Annotated in this window: 17 protein-coding genes; 9 read left to right on the top strand and 8 right to left on the bottom strand. The window is 66.7% G+C overall.

Annotated features, from left to right (window positions below):
- Nucleotides 1-662 precede the first annotated feature (662 nt).
- Entirely contained in the window at nucleotides 663-1400 is a 738-nt protein-coding gene (locus tag PCA10_RS15170) for a CYTH domain-containing protein (RefSeq protein ID WP_016492942.1), read from the top strand.
- Nucleotides 1401-1464: 64 nt separating this feature from the next.
- Complete coding sequence (locus PCA10_RS29645) at nucleotides 1465-2958, top strand: Ppx/GppA phosphatase family protein (protein ID WP_016492941.1); 1494 nt, start codon at nucleotides 1465-1467, stop codon at nucleotides 2956-2958.
- Nucleotides 2959-3060: 102 nt separating this feature from the next.
- On the opposite strand, the gene PCA10_RS15160 is transcribed toward PCA10_RS29645, so the two are convergent.
- Entirely contained in the window at nucleotides 3061-3711 is a 651-nt protein-coding gene (locus PCA10_RS15160) for a response regulator transcription factor (RefSeq protein ID WP_016492940.1), read from the bottom strand.
- Nucleotides 3712-4003: 292 nt separating this feature from the next.
- On the opposite strand from PCA10_RS15160, the gene PCA10_RS15155 reads away from it, so the two are divergent.
- On the top strand, nucleotides 4004-4939 hold the full coding sequence (locus tag PCA10_RS15155) for a LysR family transcriptional regulator (protein WP_041770773.1): 936 nt from the start codon (nucleotides 4004-4006) through the stop codon (nucleotides 4937-4939).
- A gap of 22 nt (nucleotides 4940-4961) precedes the next feature.
- Here PCA10_RS15155 and PCA10_RS15150 read toward each other — a convergent pair whose 3' ends face one another.
- The 4 genes from PCA10_RS15150 to PCA10_RS15135 form a co-directional block, all read right to left on the bottom strand.
- Entirely contained in the window at nucleotides 4962-5978 is a 1017-nt protein-coding gene (locus PCA10_RS15150; protein WP_016492938.1) for a GlxA family transcriptional regulator, read from the bottom strand.
- Between the two features lie 195 nt (nucleotides 5979-6173).
- Nucleotides 6174-6680, bottom strand: a complete 507-nt coding sequence (locus PCA10_RS15145; protein WP_041770293.1) for an HvfX family Cu-binding RiPP maturation protein — start codon at nucleotides 6678-6680, stop codon at nucleotides 6174-6176.
- Nucleotides 6681-6805: 125 nt separating this feature from the next.
- Entirely contained in the window at nucleotides 6806-8113 is a 1308-nt protein-coding gene (locus tag PCA10_RS15140) for a sensor histidine kinase (RefSeq protein ID WP_016492936.1), read from the bottom strand.
- The gene (locus PCA10_RS15135; RefSeq protein WP_016492935.1) at nucleotides 8113-8853 is read right to left on the bottom strand and encodes a response regulator; all 741 of its coding nucleotides are present in this window, start codon (nucleotides 8851-8853) and stop codon (nucleotides 8113-8115) included. Before PCA10_RS15135 ends, PCA10_RS15140 begins: the two co-directional genes overlap by 1 nt.
- A 216-nt stretch (nucleotides 8854-9069) precedes the next feature.
- On the opposite strand from PCA10_RS15135, the gene PCA10_RS15130 reads away from it, so the two are divergent.
- From PCA10_RS15130 to ampC, 3 genes are all read left to right on the top strand, one after another.
- Nucleotides 9070-9324: a DUF2790 domain-containing protein gene (locus tag PCA10_RS15130; protein WP_016492934.1), complete on the top strand. Its 255-nt coding sequence runs from the start codon at nucleotides 9070-9072 to the stop codon at nucleotides 9322-9324.
- 45 nt (nucleotides 9325-9369) lie between these two features.
- Complete coding sequence (locus PCA10_RS15125) at nucleotides 9370-10590, top strand: cytochrome c biogenesis protein DipZ (RefSeq protein WP_016492933.1); 1221 nt, start codon at nucleotides 9370-9372, stop codon at nucleotides 10588-10590.
- 67 nt (nucleotides 10591-10657) lie between these two features.
- A complete protein-coding gene (gene ampC, locus PCA10_RS15120; RefSeq protein ID WP_016492932.1) occupies nucleotides 10658-11794 on the top strand; it encodes a class C beta-lactamase in 1137 nt (378 codons plus the stop codon).
- A 19-nt stretch (nucleotides 11795-11813) separates the two neighbouring features.
- Here the strand turns inward: ampC and PCA10_RS15115 are convergent, their stop codons facing one another.
- Nucleotides 11814-12605 (bottom strand): AraC family transcriptional regulator, encoded by a 792-nt coding sequence (locus PCA10_RS15115; protein WP_041770292.1) that lies wholly within the window; start codon nucleotides 12603-12605, stop codon nucleotides 11814-11816.
- Between the two features lie 83 nt (nucleotides 12606-12688).
- Here PCA10_RS15115 and PCA10_RS15110 point away from each other — a divergent pair, with 83 nt between their 5' ends.
- Nucleotides 12689-13693, top strand: coding sequence for a bile acid:sodium symporter family protein (locus tag PCA10_RS15110; RefSeq protein ID WP_016492930.1), 1005 nt, complete (start codon nucleotides 12689-12691; stop codon nucleotides 13691-13693).
- Between the two features lie 130 nt (nucleotides 13694-13823).
- Nucleotides 13824-14015, top strand: a complete 192-nt coding sequence (locus PCA10_RS15105) for a hypothetical protein (RefSeq protein WP_016492929.1) — start codon at nucleotides 13824-13826, stop codon at nucleotides 14013-14015.
- 11 nt (nucleotides 14016-14026) lie between these two features.
- Here PCA10_RS15105 and PCA10_RS15100 read toward each other — a convergent pair whose 3' ends face one another.
- Together PCA10_RS15100 and PCA10_RS15095 are read right to left on the bottom strand one after the other, a co-directional pair.
- A complete protein-coding gene (locus PCA10_RS15100) occupies nucleotides 14027-16471 on the bottom strand; it encodes a glucose/quinate/shikimate family membrane-bound PQQ-dependent dehydrogenase (protein ID WP_016492928.1) in 2445 nt (814 codons plus the stop codon).
- 778 nt (nucleotides 16472-17249) lie between these two features.
- On the bottom strand, nucleotides 17250-18287 hold the full coding sequence (locus PCA10_RS15095) for an ABC transporter substrate-binding protein (protein ID WP_016492927.1): 1038 nt from the start codon (nucleotides 18285-18287) through the stop codon (nucleotides 17250-17252).
- A 203-nt stretch (nucleotides 18288-18490) separates the two neighbouring features.
- Between PCA10_RS15095 and PCA10_RS31165 the strand changes: the two genes are divergently transcribed.
- On the top strand, nucleotides 18491-19984 hold the full coding sequence (locus PCA10_RS31165; RefSeq protein WP_016492926.1) for a PucR family transcriptional regulator: 1494 nt from the start codon (nucleotides 18491-18493) through the stop codon (nucleotides 19982-19984).
- Nucleotides 19985-20001 lie beyond the last annotated feature (17 nt).

Genomic DNA, 20001 nt, shown 5'->3' with positions numbered 1-20001 from the left:
AGTTCAGTAAGTTACTTCGTCCGCTGTGGGGAGATGTTATTGGCGGGGCGAGAAGTACGCACTTCTCCATTGGTTCACGGGAAGTACGCTTAGGTCTGATGAATATATACTTTGGTATCGCCCGGGTTCGGTAGTTGCCGGCGGGGAGGTGAGCGGGCTTCGCTGCAGGCCCGCAACGGGGCTGGAGCAGCCAGACCAGGGAGACGGAGGATAGCCAGGGTCGCGACATGGATGTGAACTTCATGACTATTCGAGCGCAATGAGGTTTTTATCGTCGTACAGGTGGTCCCTTCATTAATAGTGGCTGAATTAATAGTGGTGTAACTTGCCGGGGTATCTTGCGTCATGGGTGCTCGTAATAGCGCCTGCCGACGCCGCACAATAACCGGTCTTATTGTGTGAAGTGCCAGGGAAACTCCGAACAAGCCAGGGCCAACCCGGCCATAGCCTATTTGAGGGATAAGGTCGGCTCGTAGAGCGAAATGACCTACGGCACCCGGGCGTGTCGCCCTGGCGCGGGGACTATACTGCCCTGACCCCTCAGGGGGGCCTCCGTCTACGGATCCCAGCTTGCAGCCTGCATAGTTCGCCGTCGCCTCCGCTGCATCCAGTCCGCTTCTCCGGAGGCAGCAATGGCAGCTATGCAAGGAGGAAAAGACGTGATGCCCACCAACCAGCAACAGTTCGCGCATACGACGGCCGACATGGATGCGGTCGAGATCAAGGTCACGATCCGTCCCGATCAGGAACTGCTCGCGCAGCGGGCGATGGCACTCGACGAAGACACTGCGGAAGTTCGAGAACTGTACTTCTACGATACCCCCCAGCTCGATCTGTTCAACGCCGGGGTTGTGTTGCGCACCCGCCTCGTCAAGGGGGACGCCGATGATTCCACCGTCAAGTTCCGGGGGGTGGAGGCCTCGAACATCACCGATTACTGGCGGCAACAGCCGGACTTCAAACTGGAGGCCGATTGTGTCGGCGAGCGGGTGGTCTGCTCGGCATCGCTTACGGTTCAGCAGAAACGTGACGAAATAGATGAAGTCGCGAAGGGCAAGCGGTCGATCGAGAAGCTCTTCTCCAAGGAGCAGGAACGGCTCCTGGGCGAACTCTATGAAGGCACTGTCGACTTCGGTGCGCTGCGCGTTCTCGGTCCGATTCGCGTGTTGCGTTGGAAGCTCAAGCAAAAGGGCTTTGCCTACGAACTGACACTCGAGGAATGGCGGCTCCCGAATGGCGAGGATCTTGTCGAGGTGTCGATCAAGACGCCGCCGGGAGAGGCACTCCAGGCCAGGACGGCCTTCGAGCAGCACTTGCGTGAACTCGGCCTCGATCCGATGGGGGCGCAGGAGACCAAGACGCGCACTGCCCTGAACTACTTTGCCAAGGCGCAGGGCTAGGCGAACCCTCGTGACGAGCCACGCCCGTAGCGACAGGGCCAGGACTTGAGAGCAGGATTTAACAATGACCACGATCGTTCCACGCTGGGAGTGGCGAACCTTCGGTCGCCGGTTCGGCATTGCTGAGAGCCGGTTCGCCGCCCTGCAACCGACGGCTGTCCAGGACAGCGACGAGCTTTATCTGCTCGCCGGCAGCGCCGACAACCTCAAGATCCGGGACGCCTTGATGGACATCAAGGTGCTGCGCGAGGTCTCCCCGGATGGCCTGGAGCGCTGGGAACCGGTGATGAAGCAGGGCTTCCCGCTGGCGGCGGCCGACATGCAAAAGGTGTTCGCCGCACTCAATCTGCCAGCGCCCGCGCTCGCGCGGGATGCCTATACGCTGGAGCAGTTCCTCGCCGAGCTGGTCGTGCCAAGCGGTGCGCTGCGCCCGGTGAACGTCCACAAGCGCCGGGTGCGCTACAAGGTCGGCGGCTGCACTGCGGAAGTCACCGATATCACGGCGGAGGGCAAGGCCACGCGGTCGATTGCAATCGAGTCGGAGGATGCCGCCGCGGTCATCGCGGCGGTCGCATCGGTCGGTCTGGCCGACTACTGCAACATGAGCTATCCCCGTGGCTTGCGGGCCTTGCTGGATGGAGCGCCGGAGCGCTATGCGGTGATCGACGCAGGCACGAATTCGATCAAGTTCCACATCGCCGAGCGTGCTGCCGACGGCAGCCTGCGCGCGGTGGTCGATCGGGCCGAAATGACGCGCCTCGGTGAGGGGCTCGAGGAATCTGGCGAGATAGGGCACGAGGCAATCGAGCGAGCCGTGGCAGCGATTGCGAAGATGGTCGAGGAGGCGAAGCAGAACGGCGTCCTGGCCATCGCAGCAGTGGGCACGGCCGGTTTGCGTATGGCGCGCAACGGGGCCGCTGTGATCGCGACGATCCGCGCGCGCACCGGAGTAGCGATCGAAGTCATCTCCGGTGAGGAGGAAGGTCGCCTGGCCTATCTGGCCGTAAAGGCCGGGCTGGGGCTCCCCGAGGGCTCGCTGGTGGTGTTCGACACCGGCGGTGGCAGTTCGCAGTTCACTTTCGGCCGTGGGGCGCACGTCGACGAGCGCTTCAGCGTCGACGTGGGAGCGGTTCGTTACACCGAACGCTTCGGGCTCGACAACGTCGTCTCCCCCGAGGTGCTCGAAGATGCACTTGCCGCCATCGCCGCGGACCTGACGCGCATCGAGGGGCGGCCGGCGCCCGACCTGCTCGTGGCGATGGGGGGCGCGATCACCAACCTCGCCGCCGTGAAGCACGCGCTGAAGACCTACGATCCTGACATTGTGCAGGGCACCGTCCTCGACCGCGCCGAGATCGATCGCCAGATCGAACTGTACCGCTCCCGCAGTGCGGAGGAGCGTCGTACGATCGTCGGCCTTCAGCCGAAACGCGCGGATGTCATCCTGGCGGGTGCCTGCATCGTCAGGACCGTGATGGAAAAACTCCGCCAGGACGCACTGCGGGTCAGCGATCGCGGCCTGCGGCACGGCCTGGTCGTCGAGCGTTTCGGCGGTTGACCTGTCCCGACTCGGCGTGAATGGCTGGCGGGTTCCGCGAGTCGCGGGCGTGGATCTCGGTGTACGAAAACCCCCGGAGCCGCTGAGGCTTTCGGGGGTTCCCTATAGTGGCCGGCTTACGCCAAGCGCTTGCGCCATGCGCACCAGATCAGCAAAGGAGCGCGCGTTCATTTTTCGCATGGCCTGGCCCCGATGGGTCTTCACGGTGATTTCGCTCAGGCCGATTTCCCCGGCGATCTGCTTGTTCAACAGGCCCGACACGGCCAGTGCCATCACGCTCTGTTCGCGGGCCGTGAGGGTGGCATAGCGGCTGCGCACCGCTGCGAGCCCCCGTTCGGCCTCGCGGCGCGTCCTGTCCCGGTCGAGGGCAACCGTGATGGCATCCAGCAGGTCCTGCTCGCGGAAGGGTTTGGTCAGGAAGTCCACGGCGCCGGCCTTCATGGCGCGCACGGTCATGGCGATGTCGCCGTAGCCGGTGATGAAGACGATCGGCAGGTCGATCCCGGCCGCCGCCAGTTGATTCTGCAAGTCCAGGCCATTGGTGCCCTTGAGCCTCACGTCCAGCACCATGCAGCTGGGCACCTCGGGACGTTTGAACGCCATGAAGTCGGCGGCCGAGCCGAACAGGCCGACCCTGAAGCCGACCGAGCGCAGCAGGCTGCCCAGGGCTTCCCGAAGCGGGGCGTCGTCGTCCACGACGAATACGAAGGGTTCGGTGCTGCCTTCGTGGCTCGAAGGAAATCGTTCAGTCATGCAGGTGGTTCTCGAGCAGGGTTCGATGAGTCCGCTGTAAGGCCGTAGCCCCAGGCGGCGTCATCGTAAAAGCTGTCCGGGCAGACAGGTAGGCCAAAAAACCCCGGATTTACGCCGTCAGGGTCGACGAGACATACCTCAGTACAACCCGACGCACCCAATGCATCTATGGGCCAACCCCAGGTACAACAGACACGCCCATGCCCCGGACCTTAATCTGGCCACACCTCGAAAGCGTCCGTGGTCCAGACGACCAGGCTTTCGACTCCACTTACCTGAGCGGGCGAGCATGATGACCAGAAACGACCTGCGGCGTGCCGACATCAATCTGCTGGTGGTGTTCGAAAGCATGATGCGTGAACGCAACGTCACCCGTGTCAGCGAGAAGCTGTTCCTCGGCCAACCCACCATCAGCAGCGCCCTTGGGCGCTTGCGCGCGATGTTCAACGACCCGCTGTTCATACGCAGCGGCCGGGTGATGGAGCCGACGGCCCGCGCCATGGAGATCTACGCGCGACTGACGCCGGCCCTCGACAGCATCGCTGCCGCCCTGAGCTGCAGCCAGGTCTTCGACCCGTTGACCTGCAACTCGGCGTTCCACATCGGCCTTTCCGACGACGTCGAGTACGCCTTGCTACCGCGCCTGATGCAGCACCTGCGCAAGGAGGCGCCGAACATGACCCTGGTGGTGCGTCGGGCGGATCAATGGCAGCTCCCGCAATTGCTGCTGTCGGGGGATATTTCCCTCGGCATCAGCCACACCCATGACCTGCCGGCCAACTCCCGGCGCAGGGCGCTGCGACTCATGCGGCCCATGCTGCTGCGGGCGGACACGGCGGACGAGAGCCTGGACCTGGATGGGTTCTGCCGGCGCCCCCATGTGGTGGTGTCGTCCATGGGCAATGTGATCGACGATGCCGACCACGCGCTGAGCCTGCTGGGCCGCCAACGCAAGGTGGTGCTGGCGGTGCCGCAGTTCAGCGCCTTGCCTGCGCTGTTGGCCGGCAGCGACATGGTCGCCCTGGTGCCGGACTACGTCGCCCTGGCCATGGCGCAGCGGGAGGGCCTGCGTGCCGAGTTCGCGCCGCTCGACCTGCCGGCGCCGGACCTGTCCATGGTCTGGCGTGGCGCCAGCCATGACGATCCGCGCGAGCGCTGGCTGCGTTCGCGGTTCTGCTTCTACCTCGGCCAGGAGCAGGAGTGGGAGCGGACCCAGGCGGTGGCCTGAGCTGCGGCGATGACGCGGGCCCTCACTGGGTCCGCGAGAAACGATTGCGATAGTCCCGGGGTGACACCGAGAGATTGCGCTGGAAGGTGCAGCGCATCCGTTCTTCGTCGCCGAAGCCGCAGAGCCGGGCAATCTGGTCGATGTTGCGCGGGGAGTTTTCCAGCATCCGCCGCGCCGCCTCCAGGCGGAACATCTCGATGGCCTTGGCCGGGGTGCGGCCGGTCTTCTGCTTGTAGACCCTGGCGAAGTTGCGTTGGCTCATGCGCACCTGCTGGGCCAGGCGTTCCACCGTGAGTCGTTCGTCGCCGAGGTTCTCGGCAATCCACAGGTGCAGGTCGTCGAACACCGCGCCGTCCTGGGACTGCAACTGCAATAGCTCGCTGTACTGCGCCTGGCCACCGGGGCGCTTGAGGTACACCACCAGCTCCCGCGCCACCTGCATGGCGATGTCGCGGCCACAGTCGTCCTCCACCAGCGCCAGCGCCAGGTCGATGCCGGCGCTCACTCCCGCCGAGGTCCAGACCGAGCCCTGCTGGATGAAGATCGCGTCGGCGTCCACCTCGATCGACGGGAAGACTTGCTGGAGTGTGTCGCACATCGCCCAGTGCGTCGCCGCGCGGCGGCCTTCGAGCAGGCCGGCCTTGGCCAGCAGGAAGGCACCGCTGCAGACCGAGGCGACACGCCGGGCCCTGTTCAGGTGGCCGCGTAGCCAGGCGACGAGTTCGTCGTAGTGGTCGAGGGTCTCGCAGATGGCCGGGGCGCCGGGGACGATGAAGGTGTCGATCGGCAGCTCGGCGAGCGGGGCCAGCCGTTCGGTGTTCACCGCCAGGCCTTCGGCGGTCTGGACCAGGCCGCCCTCCAGGCTGGCGTTGTGCAGGTGGTAGCCGGGCAGGCCGCGTTCCTGCAGGCGCTTGGACGCGGCCCAGAACACGGTCTGGGCGCCGGTGAGGTCGAGCAGGCCCATTTGCTGGTAGGCCACGAACACCAGGTGGCGGGCCTTGTCTGCGGGAAGCGGCGGATTTCCAGGGTTGATCGTCATGGCGAAGGCACCTGCAGCACCTTGATTTCGTTCACGCTCACTCAAGCTTGCGGCCCGGAGCTGTCCATTCGCTCAGTCCCAAGCCTGCTAAAAATCACGCCGAACGAAGAGCGCGGTCAATGACTGCCTGTCGGTTTCGACCCGGGGATGTGCGGCTCTCGCTTCCAAGGCCCGAACCCCAGCGCGCCGGGGCGGTCAATGGCTGCGCAACCGGCGGCGCAGCAGGGCGTCGAGGCTGAAGCGACCGGCGCCGTTGAGCAGCAGGGGCAGGGCGGCGATGAGGTAGATCAGCGGCAGCTTGTAGTTGCCGTAGCCCTTGTTGCTGATGGAGTAGCCCTGGGCCAGCTCCGCCAGGCTCGACCAGTGCGCGGGCCAGTGCACGGCGGCGATGGCCACCAGGGTCAGCACCATCAGCACCAGGGTGGCGAAGCGGGTACCCAGCCCGAGCAGCAGGAGAAGCGGGGCGATCAGTTCGGCCCACATCGACAACTGCCAGCTGAAGCCGGCCGGGAGCAGGTCGAAGGGGAAGGGGAAGGCGGACTGGATATCCACGAACCAGTTCTGGCCGTTCCATTTCTCCAGGCCCGACTCGAAGAATTCCCAGGCGAGGAACAGCCGCAGGGGAATGTCGGCGCTCCAGGCGCCAAGGCGGTCGAGCTGGTTGAAGGCGAACGTGATCGGGGTGAGTGCGAGGCTGGGCATGGTCGGGTCCTCCGGCCCGAGTGCGCCGGCGGGATGCCGTCGCTGCTCGGGTGCCCATGGTGGCAAGGCGGATTGTCCCGGATGTGTCTGCCACGGCCTGTCGTGTATCGCTCTGTACGGCGGCGTCAGACACCGCCGCCGAGTTCCAGCCGGGCGCAGAGGCCGCCGCTGGCGCGGTTGCTCAAGGTCAGGCGGGCGCCCAGGGCCTGGCTCAGTTGCTGGGCGATGGCCAGTCCGAGGCCGGTGCCACCGGTGCTGCGGTTGCGCGAACTCTCCACCCGATAGAAGGGCTTGAAGACCTCGCCCAGCTCCTCTTCGGCAATGCCCGGCCCGTCGTCCAGTACGTTCAGACACACACAGCCGTTGGGGTCGCGCTCCACTTCCAGGTGCGCGCTGCCGGCGAACTTCAGGGCATTGTCGATCAGGTTGCTGAGCACCCGGCGCAGGGCGTGGGGGCGGGTTTCCAGCTGCGCGCCGCTACGGCCCTGCAGGTTCACCGCCTGGCCGCTGTCCTGGTAGTCGAACACCAGGCTGTCGAGGAAGGCGTCCAGGTCCACCCGGCATTGCGCTTCGCTCGCGCCATCCATGCTGCGCGCGTAGGCCACGCCCTCGCGCACCAGGTGCTGCATTTCATCGAGGTCGCTCCACAGGCGGTCGCGTTCCAGGGAGGCGTCCATCTGTTCGACCCGCAGCTTCATGCGGGTGATGGGGGTCTGCAGGTCGTGGGAGATGGCCGCGAGCAACTGCATGCGTTCTTTCAGGTAGTCGCCGATGCGGCCCTGCAGCGCATTGACCGCGCGGGCGGCATAGGCCACCTCGCGGGGGCCGTTTTCATCCAGGTGCGGCGTAGGGGCATCCGGGGTGAGCTGGTCGACGGCCCGGGCCAGGCGGGTCAACGGACCTATGGCCATGCGCACCGCCAGCCAGGTGCAGGCCAGCAGCACGGCCAGTTGCAGCAGCAACACCACCGGCAGCCAGCTCGCCACCGGGATGGGGGCGGGGGTCACATCCAGGGTCAGCGGGTTGCCGTCGGACAGGCGCAGGTGAGCCTGGAAATGCGGCCTGGGGCCGGGGAGGGTGACGAAGCTCAGGGGAAAGCGCTCGCCGATGGCGCGCTGGATGGACAGCGCGGCCATGTGCGGATGGGCCATGTCCATGGGCTCGCCCGGCTCGCCTGCATCCAACCGGTAGCGGTAGTTGCGGCGTTCCAGCAGGGGGAGCCAGCTGGCACGCTCGGCCGCCGGCAGCCGGTCGATCAGTGCCACGGCGGTGCCGACGTCGCTCTCCAGGTTGCCGAGCATCACGCTGCGCCCGGTCTGGTAGCGCTCGTAGAACTGTGAGGCGAAGGACAACCCGTAGGCCAGTACCAGGCCGGTGAAGAAGATCAGTGCGAGGCGGGCGGCCAGGGTGCGTGGCCAGAGGGAAAAGGCCATCAGGCGGTGGGCTCGATCAGTTGGATGGGCAGGGAGAAGACGTAGCCTTCGCTGCGTACCGTCTTGATGCAGGCGGGTTCGCGGGCGTCGTCCTGCAGGCGCTGGCGCAGGCGGCTGACCAGCAGGTCGATGGAGCGGTCGAACACATCCGCCTCGCGGCCCTGGGTCAGGTTGAGCAGCTGCTCGCGGCTGAGCACCCGTTGCGGATGATCGAGGAACACCCGCAGCAGGCGATATTCGGCACCGCTGAGGGCCACCAGTGTGTCGTCGCTGTCCAGCAGATGGCGCGCGGTGGTGTCCAGGCGCCATTTGCCGAAACCGATCAGCCGGCTGCTTTCGCTGACCTGCAGGTTCGGCGGCAGCATGCGCGTGCGGCGCAGCACGGCGTTGATCCGCGCCAGCAGTTCGCGTGCCGAGAAGGGCTTGGTCAGGTAGTCGTCGGCGCCCATTTCCAGGCCGATGATGCGGTCGGTCTCGTCGTTGCGGGCGGTGAGCATCAGCACCGGCGTGGCCTTGTGCTTGCCCACCCGCAGCTCGCGGCACAGGCGCAGCCCATCGTCGCCGGGCATCATGATGTCGAGGACGATGAGGTCCACCGAGTTGCCCTCGAGGAAGCTGCGCATCTGCCGGCCATCGGCCGCCAGGCTGACGCGCAGGCCGTTCTTCTTCAGGTAGTTACCCACCAGTTCACGGATTTCCCGGTCGTCGTCGACGACCAGGATGTGATCGACATGGTCCATGGACAGCCCTCCCTCGATTCGGTTTGCGCCCTAGTGTATAGAGCCGCGCGGCGCTTGCCCGCCGACCTTTGTATTGCAGTGTATCCCCGGCGCCCCGCGATACCTGGCGCGGCAATCGCCGTCGCTGCGGGACACACCGGCGATACCTCCCTGCCGTGCAATGCACCCATCGCAAACGACCAACGCTTGCGTCCCTGCACAGCAAAGGAGAACCCCATGAAACTGCTTGAACTCAGCGCCGCCTGCCTGTTCGCCACCCTCAGCCTGGGTGCGATGGCCGACGTCGACGTCCCGCTGGAGCACTACCGCTACGGCACGCAACTCGACGTGCACAAGGTGCTGTCCCACCGCGAAGCACCCGCGCAGCAGTGCCAGGTCGTCGAGGCGCGCATGGATTACCTGGACTCCCGGGGCCAGCGCCACAGCCTGGCCTATCTCAAGTATTCCGACAGCTGCCGCGACACCAACTGACCGCTCGCAGTCCTTGCCCAGCCACCATGCCCAACGAGGTGTCCCATGTTGCTCGTCGCCTTTCTCGGCGGGGTGCTGACCCTGCTCAGCCCCTGCATCCTTCCCGTCCTGCCGCTCTTGTTGTCCCGCGCTGGAGGGCCGGCCTGGTCACCCTGGCTGACCCTGGCGGGCCTGGCCTCCGGCTTCGCCGTGCTGGCCAGCCTGGCGGTGGTCTCCAGTGAATGGGTGATCCAGGCCAGCCAATGGGGGCGCTACCTGGCGCTGGGACTGCTGGCGGCCTCCGCCGCGGCGTTGCTGTCCCATCGTTTCGGCACCTGGGTATCGCGGCCCTGGCTGTGGCTGGGTGATCGCCTGCAGGGCGATGCCCGGCGCCTGCCGCCGGTGTTGTCCACCTGGCTGCTGGGCTTTGCCGCCGGCCTGCTCTGGGCGCCCTGTGCCGGGCCCATCCTCGGCCTGATCCTCTCCGGTGCCATGCTCAACGGGCCAAGCGCCTCCACCAGCCTGCTGCTGCTCAGCTACGGCCTCGGCAGCGCGGTGGCCATGGGCGCGCTGATCTTCCTCGGACGTGGTGTATTGCAACGGGCCAGGCTGTCGCTGCCGACGGTGGAATGGCTGCGTCGTGGCACCGGTGTCCTGGCCCTGCTGGCGGTGGTGGGCATCGCCAGCGGTGCGACTGCGCAGTTGGCCGGCGTGGGCTCCTCGCAGCTGGCATCCAGCCTGGAACGCAAGGTGCTGGACAGCGTGCCGGTGCTGCTGGAACAACTGGTGGGCAGCGCCCGCGCGGACAGCCCGCAAACCCTGCCGGACCTGGGGGCGATGCCCGAGCTGGAGGGCGCCACCCAGTGGCTGAACAGCCCGCCGCTGAGCACCCAGAATCTGCTGGGCAAGGTGGTACTGGTGGACTTCTGGACCTACGACTGCATCAACTGCCAGCACAGCCTGCCCTATGTGAACGAGTGGGCCCGGCGTTACGCCGACCAGGGTCTGGTGGTGATCGGCGTGCACACCCCCGAGTACCCCTACGAGCGGATTCTCGACAACGTGCGCGCGGCCATGGGGAAACTCGATATCCGCTACCCGGTGGCCATCGACAACCAGTACCGGATCTGGAACGCCTTCATCAACCAGTACTGGCCGGCGCACTACTTCATCGACGCCCATGGACGCATCCGACACCTGGCGGTGGGCGAGGGCGGTTACGAGGAGCAGGAAGCGGTGATCAAGCAACTGCTCAAGGAGCGCGCCGAGGAGGCCGCCGCAGGCTGAAAACCTTGGGTTGGGCGGGCAGGGGTGCTAGCTTCTCCGGCCCGTTCGATTTTCGAGGACCATCAGCATGCGCCTGACCGCCAAATTCCTGCTGCTCGCCCTGGCCTGCGGCCACGGCGGCGTCACCCTGGCCGACGACCAGGATGCCGCCGTGCAGCGCGCCGCGCGGGACCTGATGCAGGAATACCGCATCCCGGGCCTGGCCATCGCGATCACCGCCCATGGCGAGCAACGCTTCTACAACTTCGGTGTGGCCTCGAAGGAAAGTGGGCAGCAGGTTACCCAGGACACCCTGTTCGAGGTGGGCTCGGTCAGCAAGACGCTGACCGCGACCCTCGCCGGCTACGCACAGGCCAATGGCCGGCTCGACCTTGGCGCCAACCCCGTCCGGTACCTGCCGGAACTGGCGGGCACCGCGCTGGACAAGGTCTCCCTGATCAACCTGGCCACCCACACGGCCGGCGGCTTCCCGCTGCAATTGCCGGAAACGGTGCGCAACCAGCGGCAACTGATCGACTACTACCGGGCCTGGCGGCCCAGCTCCGCCCCCGGCACCCAGCGCACCTACGCCAACCCCAGCATCGGGCTGCTCGGCGTGGTGGCCGCCAAGAGTCTGGAACTGCCCTACGCCAAGGCGATGGAAACCCTGCTCCTGCCCAAGCTCGGCATGCCCAACACCTATATCGAGGTGCCCGCCAGCGCCATGCCGCGCTATGCCCAGGGCTACGACAAGGCGGATGCGCCGGTACGGGTCAACCCCGCGCCCCTGGCCGCCGAAGCCTACGGGGTCAAGACCAGCAGCAAGGACCTGCTGCGTTTCGTCGAAGCCCAGCTCGGCCAGGGCGGGCTCGACGGGAAAGTCGAGCAGGCCATCGCGGCGACGCGCACCGGCTATTTCAAGGTTGGCGACATGACCCAGGCGCTGATCTGGGAGCAGTACAGCTACCCGGTGGCCCTGGACACCCTGTTGCGGGGCAATGGCAGCCAGATGGTGCTGGAGAGCCATCCGGTCAGCGCCATCGTGCCGCCCTTGGCGCCACAGAAGGAGGTCTGGGTGAACAAGACCGGCTCCACCAACGGCTTCGGCGCCTATGTCGCCTTCGTGCCGTCCCGGGGCGTCGGCATCGTGCTGTTGGCCAACCGCAACTACCCCAACGAAGAACGGGTTCGCCTGGCCTATCGCATCCTTGCCGAGCTGGATTGAGCCAGGGACAGGGCGCAGGTCAGGGCTGGAAGAAATCCCCGGGCGTCACGCCGAAGTGCTGGCGGAACGCGGCAATGAAGGCCGAGGTGGAATCGTAGCCACAGGCGAGGGCGACCTCGGTGACCCGTCGGCCTTGCTCCAGGGCTTCCAGCGAGCCCAGCAGCCGCAGGCGCTGGCGCCAGGCGCGGAAGGTGAGCCCGGTTTCCTTCAGGAACAGGCGCCTCAGGGTCTTCTCCGAGGCGCCCAGGTCCAGGCTCCACTGCACCAGGGTGCGCTGGTCGTCCGGGGTTTCCTGTAGCTGCCGGCACAGGCGGCGCAGGCGCGTATCGCTGGGCAGGGGCAGCGACAGGCCAACACCCCGGGCCACGGCCAACTGGTCGAGCAGGACCTGGGCCAGGCGGCCGTCGGGTCCCTGCTCGTCGTATTCCACCGGCAGCTCGCAGAAGCGCCGGATCAACTCGCGGGTCAGCGCATCGATCTCGATGACCCGGCACTCCTGCGGGCCGCTACCGGTGCTCTCGCAGGACAGGTACAGGCTGCGCATCTCGGTATGGGGGGAGCTGAATACCTCGTGCTCCAGGTCGGCCGGAATCCACACCGCGCGCTGGGGCGGCGCCACGAAGCTGCCGGCCGCCGTGTGCACGTGCAGCACGCCGCGAATGGCGTAGGAGAGCTGGACCCAGGGATGGCTGTGGCGCCGCGTACCGGCGGCACTGGTGAGGGATTCGTTGCGGGCGAACAGCGGCCGGGGCAGGTGGGGCAGTTGGGGGACATGGCGCTCGCGGATCGGCATCTGTCCGTTTGTAGGCATTTTTTGCCCCTATTGCGTTAGTCGGCATCGATAGCCAAGGCTAGAGTAGGCCGGGCCTGTCTGACAACAATCGGATTCCTACAATGGCTCGCTCGCGTTTCCTACCGGACAATTTCACCCTTGCGCTGATCGCCGTCGTCGCGATCGCCAGCCTGCTGCCCGCCCAGGGCCAGGTGGCCACCGTCTTCGACTGGGTCACCAACCTCGCCATCGCCCTGCTGTTCTTCCTCCATGGCGCCAAGCTGTCCCGCGAAGCGGTCATCGCAGGTGCGGGGCACTGGCGCCTGCACCTGCTGGTGTTCCTCTGCACCTTCGGCCTGTTCCCCCTGCTGGGCCTGGCCCTGAAGCCGGTGCTCATGCCCCTGGTGGGCCAGCAGCTCTATGCCGGCTTCCTCTACCTCTGCGTGCTGCCGGCGACCGTGCAATCGGCCATCGCCTTCACCTCCCTGGCGCGCGGCAACATCCCGGCGGCGGTGTGCAGCGCGGCGGCGTCCAGCCTGCTGGGCATCTTCGTGACCCCGGCGCTGGTGGCCTTGCTGATGGGCGTGCACGGGGATGGCGGTTCCACCCTCGATGCCATCGGCAAGATCAGCGCCCAGCTGCTGCTGCCGTTCATCGCGGGGCAGATCGCCCGGCGCTGGATCGGTGGCTGGGTGGCCCGCAACAAGGGCTGGCTGAAGAACGTCGACCAGAGCTCGATCCTGCTGGTGGTGTACACCGCCTTCAGTTCGGCGGTGATTGGTGGCATCTGGACGCAGATCCCGCCCCTCAAACTGGCCGGTGTGGTCCTCGGCTGCTGCCTGTTGCTGGCGCTGGCGCTCATCGTCGTGAACCTGCTGGGCAAATGGCTGGGCTTCAACATCGAGGATCGCATCACGATTCTCTTCTGTGGCTCGAAGAAGAGCCTGGCCACCGGGGTACCCATGGCCCAGGTGCTGTTCGCCGGCGGCAGCATCGGCGTGCTGATCCTGCCGCTGATGCTGTTCCATCAGATACAGCTCATGGTCTGCGCGGTCCTGGCCCAGCGTTACGCCAAGCGCCCGGAACACCCCGTGGAGGCTCCCGCCGGCGAGGCCGCCCGGCCCTGAACCCGTGTATGCCTCTGTATCCCCGCGCCGCTGGGTACAGAGGCTTGCAATAACGCCAGCGGCTGACACACGGAGGGCACCCGGCTTTTGCAGACTGGCCTCGAACAGTCCACCCACCGGGATGCATCCGATGAAGAACCTCAAAAGCCTTCTGACCTCGCTGGCCTTTTCCCTGGCCGGTATCGCCGTTCACACCAACGCTGCCACTGAAAACCATCGGGGCAGCAGTGGCATCTGCTTCCAGTCGACGCCGCTGGGCAGCAGGAAAACCCTGCCGCAGGCCATCGAAAACGCGCCGGACAAGGGCTCGCTCGGCAACTGAACCGAGCGGCCTCAGGGCAGCGCGTAGGCGATCACGTAGTCGCCGCGATCCGGCGATTGGCGCGCGCCGCCGGCGGTGATCACCACGTACTGCTTGCCGGTTTTGGGCGATACATAGGTCATCGGCCCGCCCTGGCTGCCGACCGGCAGGCGGGCCTTCCAGATTTCCTCGCCTGTGGCGGAATCGAAGGCGCGCAGGTAGAAGTCGCCCTGGGCGCCGGCGAAGAACAGCAGGCCGGACTGGGTGGCCAGCGTTGGGCCTAGGGTCGGCATGCCGATGGGGATCGGCATGCGCATCTTGATGCCGAAGGGGCCGGTGTCCTGCACGGTGCCCACGGGCACCTGCCAGGCGATCTGGCGGGTTTTCAGGTCGATGGCGGTCAGGGTGCCGAAGGGTGGCTTCTGGCAGGGGATGCCCAGAGGGGAGAGGAAGCGCTGGCGCATGGCGCCGAATGGCGTGCCCTCCTGCGGCACCGCGCCCATCTCGATGCCGCTGGCGTTCTTCGGCATCTGCTCGCGGGGGATCATGTAGTTGGCCAGGCCCAGGCGCATGTCGTTGACGAACATGTAGTCGGTGGTCGGGTCCACCGACACGCTGCCCCAGTTCATCCCGCCCAATGAACCGGGCATCTGCAACGCGTGGTCGAGGCCCGGCGGCGTGTACACCCCCTCGTGGCGCATGCCGGCGAACTGGATGCGGCAGAGCAACTGGTCGAGCAGGGTGGCGCCCCACATGTCCGCTTCCTTGAGGGTCTCATTGCCGATCTGCGGCATACCCACCGAGTAGGGCTGGGTCGGTGAATAGCGCTCGCCGGGGACATTGCCCTGGGGCACCGGGCGCTCCTCGACTTGCGCCAGGGGCTCGCCGGTTTCGCGATCGAGCATGAAGATCATGCCCTGCTTGGTGACCTGGACCAGCGCGGGCCGGGTACCGCCCTTGCCGTCGGGCACATCGTAGAGCAGCGGCTGCGCCGGCAGGTCGAAGTCCCACAGGTCGTGGTGGGTCATCTGGAAGTGCCAGCGCGGGCGGCCGGTCGCTACCTCGACGGCGACGATGGAGGAGCTGTACTTCTCGCTTTCCTCGGCACGCTGGCCACCGAAGAAGTCCGGCGTCTGGTTGCCCATGGGCAGGTAGATGAGGCCGAGCTTCTCGTCGTAGGCCATGGCCGACCAGACGTTCGGCGAATTGCGGGTATAGGTCTCGCCCGCCGGTGGCAGCCCGGTGATCGCCGGGTTGCCGGCATCCCAGGCCCACACCAGCTCGCCGCTGTGGACGTCGAAGGCGCGCACCACGCCCGAGGGTTCGTCGACGGACCAGTTGTCCGCCACCCGGCCGCCGACCACCACCAGCCTGCCTGCCACCAGCGGTGCGGAGGTCTGCTGGTACCAGCCCGGCGGGATGTCACCCATGCCCATCTTGAGATCCACGGTGCCGTTATCGCCGAAGTCGGCGCAGGGCTCGCCGGTTTCGGCATTCAGCGCGATCAGGCGGGCGTCGATGGTCGGCAGGAAAATGCGCTTGGGGCAGGCCGAGGCGGTGCTGTACACCAGTGGGGTGTCCACGACCGTCGTGATCTTCACCCCAGCCGGGGTCGGGGCACCGGCTTGCGTCGGGGCGGCTTCAGTGGCCGGGGCCGGTTCTTCGATACGGTCCTCGTGGTAGGCCAGGCCCCGGCAGCGCTGCCAACTCGGCGTCTCGGCCTTCGGATCGAAGCGCCAGCGCTGCTCGCCGGTATCGACGTCCAGGGCGAACACCTTGCCGTAGGCGCTGCAGGTGAAGAGGGTGTCGCCGATCTGCAGTGGCGTGATCTGGTCCTCCGCGCCGGCGCCGGTGCTGACCGGGAAGTCGCCGTGGCGGAAGGTCCAGGCCACCTTGAGCTGCTGGATGTTGTCCTTGTTGATCTGCTCCAGCGCGGCGAAGCGCTCACCCCGTGGGGTGGCGCCGCTCCAGGTGGACCAGTCCTTCGGCGCCTGGCCTGGCGCCAGGGGCCTGACCTGGGGCGCCCCGGCCGCCTCGACCAGGGGCCTGTGGCTGAACATGCTGGAGAAGGCCGCCACCGAGCCGACCGCCAGCAGGGCGGCCAGCAGGTAGGCGATGCGACCGCCGCTGCCGCCGGAAGCGTGCACCAGCGTGGGGTAGGCCAGCATCACCACGAAACCGATCACCGCCAGCATGAGCAGCCGCGACAGCAGTGGCCAGAACTCGAAGCCGGCGTCCCACACCGCCCAGACGCAGGAGAGCAGCAGGACGATGGCGTACAACCAGGCGCCCGAGGGCCGTGATCTTGCGATCAGGCCGCCACTGATGACGATGGCGAGGCCCGCGATCAGGTAGTACCAGCTGCCCCCACGGGCCACCAACACGCCGCCGCCTATTACCAGCAGCAGGCCGACGATGGCGATTATCAGCCCCAGTCCCAGCAGGAATGTCCTGGCGGCGCCTTTGCTCCGGTCCATGCGGGTTACCTCCCATGATCGTGCCCCTGCTGGGGCGAATCCGGCCCTGACGGCACGGGGGCGCAACCCTGGTAACGCTAGACCAGTCGGTGGGTGGTCACCATTTCCCCGTTGCCAGCCCAAGGGGCCCGCTTTCGTAGGTTGGTGTAGAGCGAAGCGAAACCCAACGTCGTTGGGGCTTCGGGCTTTGATTACGGCTCATTGTCGAGTGGGCTTCGGGGTCTGTTTCGCCCTCCCGGGCGACTCCCTTTGGCAGTCGCCCCAAAGGAAGCAAAACGCTTGCCCCTGCATCCGGCCCCGGCTGCGCCGGGGTACCCTCGCTACATCGCTGTTCCAGGGGCACGGCGCGAGGGGCCATCCATGGCCCCACGCGCCTCTCGCGACATCCATGTCGCTCAACCCCTTCCACAGCGATTCCACTCGGCCTCCTGAAGGGGCGCTTTGCGCGGCGTCATCTTCCTGCTTCGTATCAGGCCGGTATGGGCAACAGGCTCGTGTGCACTCGCCGGTGCGCGATCGTAGGATGGGTCGGGCGGCGTTCCGCTGAGCGAAGCGATACCCATGCGGAAGGGCTGATGGGTACGTAGGGTGGATGTCGCTCTTCACATCCACCATCGGCGCTCGGCCGAACCTCGCCTGGTGGACCGATGAAGCGTGGTCCACCCTACGGGGCTAGGAGAGGGGTGGGCCGCGTTCGGAATATCTAGGGAGTCGCCATAAAAAAACCGCCCCGAAGGGCGGTTGGAAAGGGCAGGGCCCTAGGCCCTGCACGGTGGATTCACTTGGCTGCCCAGGCGTTGAAGCGCTGCTCCAGTTGTTCGCCGTGGTCAGCCCAGAAGCTGGCGTTCATGGCCACCTGCTGTTGCAGGTTGGCGGCGTCGGTCGGCATGTTCTTGCGGCGCGCAGGGCCCACCAGGTCCACCGCCTGGGTGTTCACCGGGCCGTAGGCGATCTGCTGGGCGTAGGCCTTCTGCTGTTCGGTCTGGAGGGCGAAGGAAATGAACTTCAGGCCTTCCTCCGGGTTCTTCGCGCCCTTGGGAATGGCATAGGCGTCCATGTCGAAGATGCCGCCGTTCCAGACGATCTTGAGGTTGCTCTCGTCCTGCACCGCCGCGATGCGGCCGTTGTAGACCGAGCTCATGACCACGTCGCCCGAGGCCAGGTACTGGGGCGGCTGGGCGCCGGCTTCCCACCACTGGATGTTCGGCTTGATCTGGTCGAGCTTCTTGAAGGCGCGGTCCTGGCCTTCCTTGGTGGCGAGCACGTCGTAGACGTCCTTGGGCGCTACGCCGTCGGCCATCAGGGCGAATTCCAGGGTGTACATCGCGCCCTTGCGCAGCCCGCGCTTGCCGGGGAATTTCTCCAGGTCCCAGAAGTCCGCCCAGCCGGTGGGGGCGGTTTTCAGCTTGTCGCCGTTGTACGCCAGCACCGTGGACCACACGAAGAAGCCTACCCCGCAAGGCTGTACCGCGCCCGGCAGCAGGTTGGCCGCAGCGGAGGCGATGGCCGGGGCGTCGGTGAACTCCTCCAGCATGCCTTCGTCGCAGGCCCGCGCCAGCTCGGGCATCTCCATTTCGACCACGTCCCAGGAGACGCTGTTGGTGTCCACCATCACCTTGACCTTGGCCATCTCGCCATTGAACTCACCGGCGATGATCTGCGTGCCGGTCTGCTGGGTGTAGGGCTCGTAGAAGGCCTTCACCTGGGCGGCCTTGTTGGCGCCGCCATGGGAAACCACGGTGATGTCGGCCAGCGCCGTACCGGCCAGGGTGGTGCCCAGGGCAAGGGCCAGGGAAATACTCAGGGATTTGTACATTGTTGTTTTCTCCATCGAGCGAGAGCGGTGGGGGATGCCAGTCTCTTTGCCGGGCGGCTGCTCGGGCAATCAGACGGAACCAAGAATCGCAGCGGGTCGTTCATACCCGCGTACTAAGGCTTGTATTACCCCACGACAGCGGGATTCGTTGGTGCCATCCTTGCCGTCCACGGGGGAATTTTCCCTGCCAGCCGGACCCACCCATGCCCCTCTGCATCCAGGACATCATCGACATCGCGCCCTTGCGCACCCGCTTGCTCAATGGGCCGGCAGGCCTATCGCGACCGGTCCGCTGGGCCCATGTGTGCGAGCTGGCCGACCCCACCGAGTGGCTGGGGGAGGGCGACCTGCTGATGACCACGGGCATCGGCATTCCCCTTGCCGCCGCCGACCAGCGCCTCTACCTGGAGCGGCTGGCCCAGGCCAAGGTGGCCGGGCTGATGATCGGCGAGAACATGCAGGCGCCAGAGGACATCGACGCCTTGCGCCAGGCGGCCGAGCAGATGGACTTCCCCCTGCTGATGACCCACTACTCAGTGCCATTCTCAGCGGTGACCCGGGCCATCCTGGAGGCCGGCAAGCAAGAAGAGTTCGAGCGCCGCAACGCCATCAGCCAGCTCTACGAAAGCGCCCGCATGGGGCTGCGGGGTATCGGCGTCGGGGCGCTCCTGGCGCGTCTGGCCAAGGACGTGCGAGCCAGCCTCTACCTGTTCGATGCCCGCAGCCTGGAACCCTGGCAGCCGGGGCTGGAGCCCCTGCCGGAGGCCTGGCGCCAGGCGTTGCTGGCACGCCGCCGGGAACTGCGCGGAGCGATGCCGGCGGTGGTGCGCTGCACCCGCGCCGACCTGGATGCCGAGGCCATGGTGATGGCCCTGCCGTCACAGCCCTCCTGCGAAATCCTCGCCTGCGGCGGTGAGCTGCTGGACTACGGCCTGCTGCACCATCTGGCCGGGATTCTCGGCATCGAACTGGAACGCCTGCAGGTGGAGCAGGAGCGGCAGCTGCGCCTGGGCTCGGAACTGCTCGACGACCTGTTCCAGCAACGCCTGGCCGAACGCGCGGCCCGCGAACGCCTGGCGCAGTTGCAGTGTCCGGTGGAGCAGGCGGTGGTGGCGCTGGCCTGTCCCGCCGGCGAGCTACCGGGCGACTGGCAAGCGCGCTTGCGCCGCCACGGCCTGGAGTTCCTGGTGCGCAACCTGGGGCAGGAGCTGATCCTGTTGCTGGCGGAGCCGGAAACGGCGACGCGGCTGCAAGCCGAGCTGGGCTGTCCCCTGGGCCTGAGCAGTGCGCTCGGGCATCCGGCGCGGGCGGCGGAGGCGTTGCGGGAAGCACGGTTGGCCTTGGCCCATGCCTCCGCGCAGCGGCCGCTGGTGGCCTATGGCAGCGCCCAGGCCGAGCAGCCCTGGCTGCCCGGCAGCCTCGACGAAGCGGCGCGGGTCCATCGCAGCGTGCTGGGCCTGCTGGCGGACTACGACCAGCAGCAGAGCGCGCAGTTGGAGCAGACGTTGCGGGTATTCCTGGAGCAGAACCGCTCCTGGCAGAAGGCCGCCCAGTGCCTGAACGTGCACAAGCAGACGCTGGTGTACCGGGTTCGCCGGATCGAGGAAATCACCGGCCGTTCCCTGGACAGCACCGAGGATGTCGCGGTGCTCTGGATCGCCCTGCGGGCCGGTGAAATCGCCGGCGTCAGGGCGTGAGTGAGATGACGTCGGGC

The organism is Pseudomonas resinovorans NBRC 106553 (assembly GCF_000412695.1).
GTDB lineage: Bacteria > Pseudomonadota > Gammaproteobacteria > Pseudomonadales > Pseudomonadaceae > Metapseudomonas > Metapseudomonas resinovorans_A.
The sequence above is the reverse complement of the archived record's forward strand: the minus strand, read 5'-3'. Positions and strand labels throughout refer to the sequence as shown.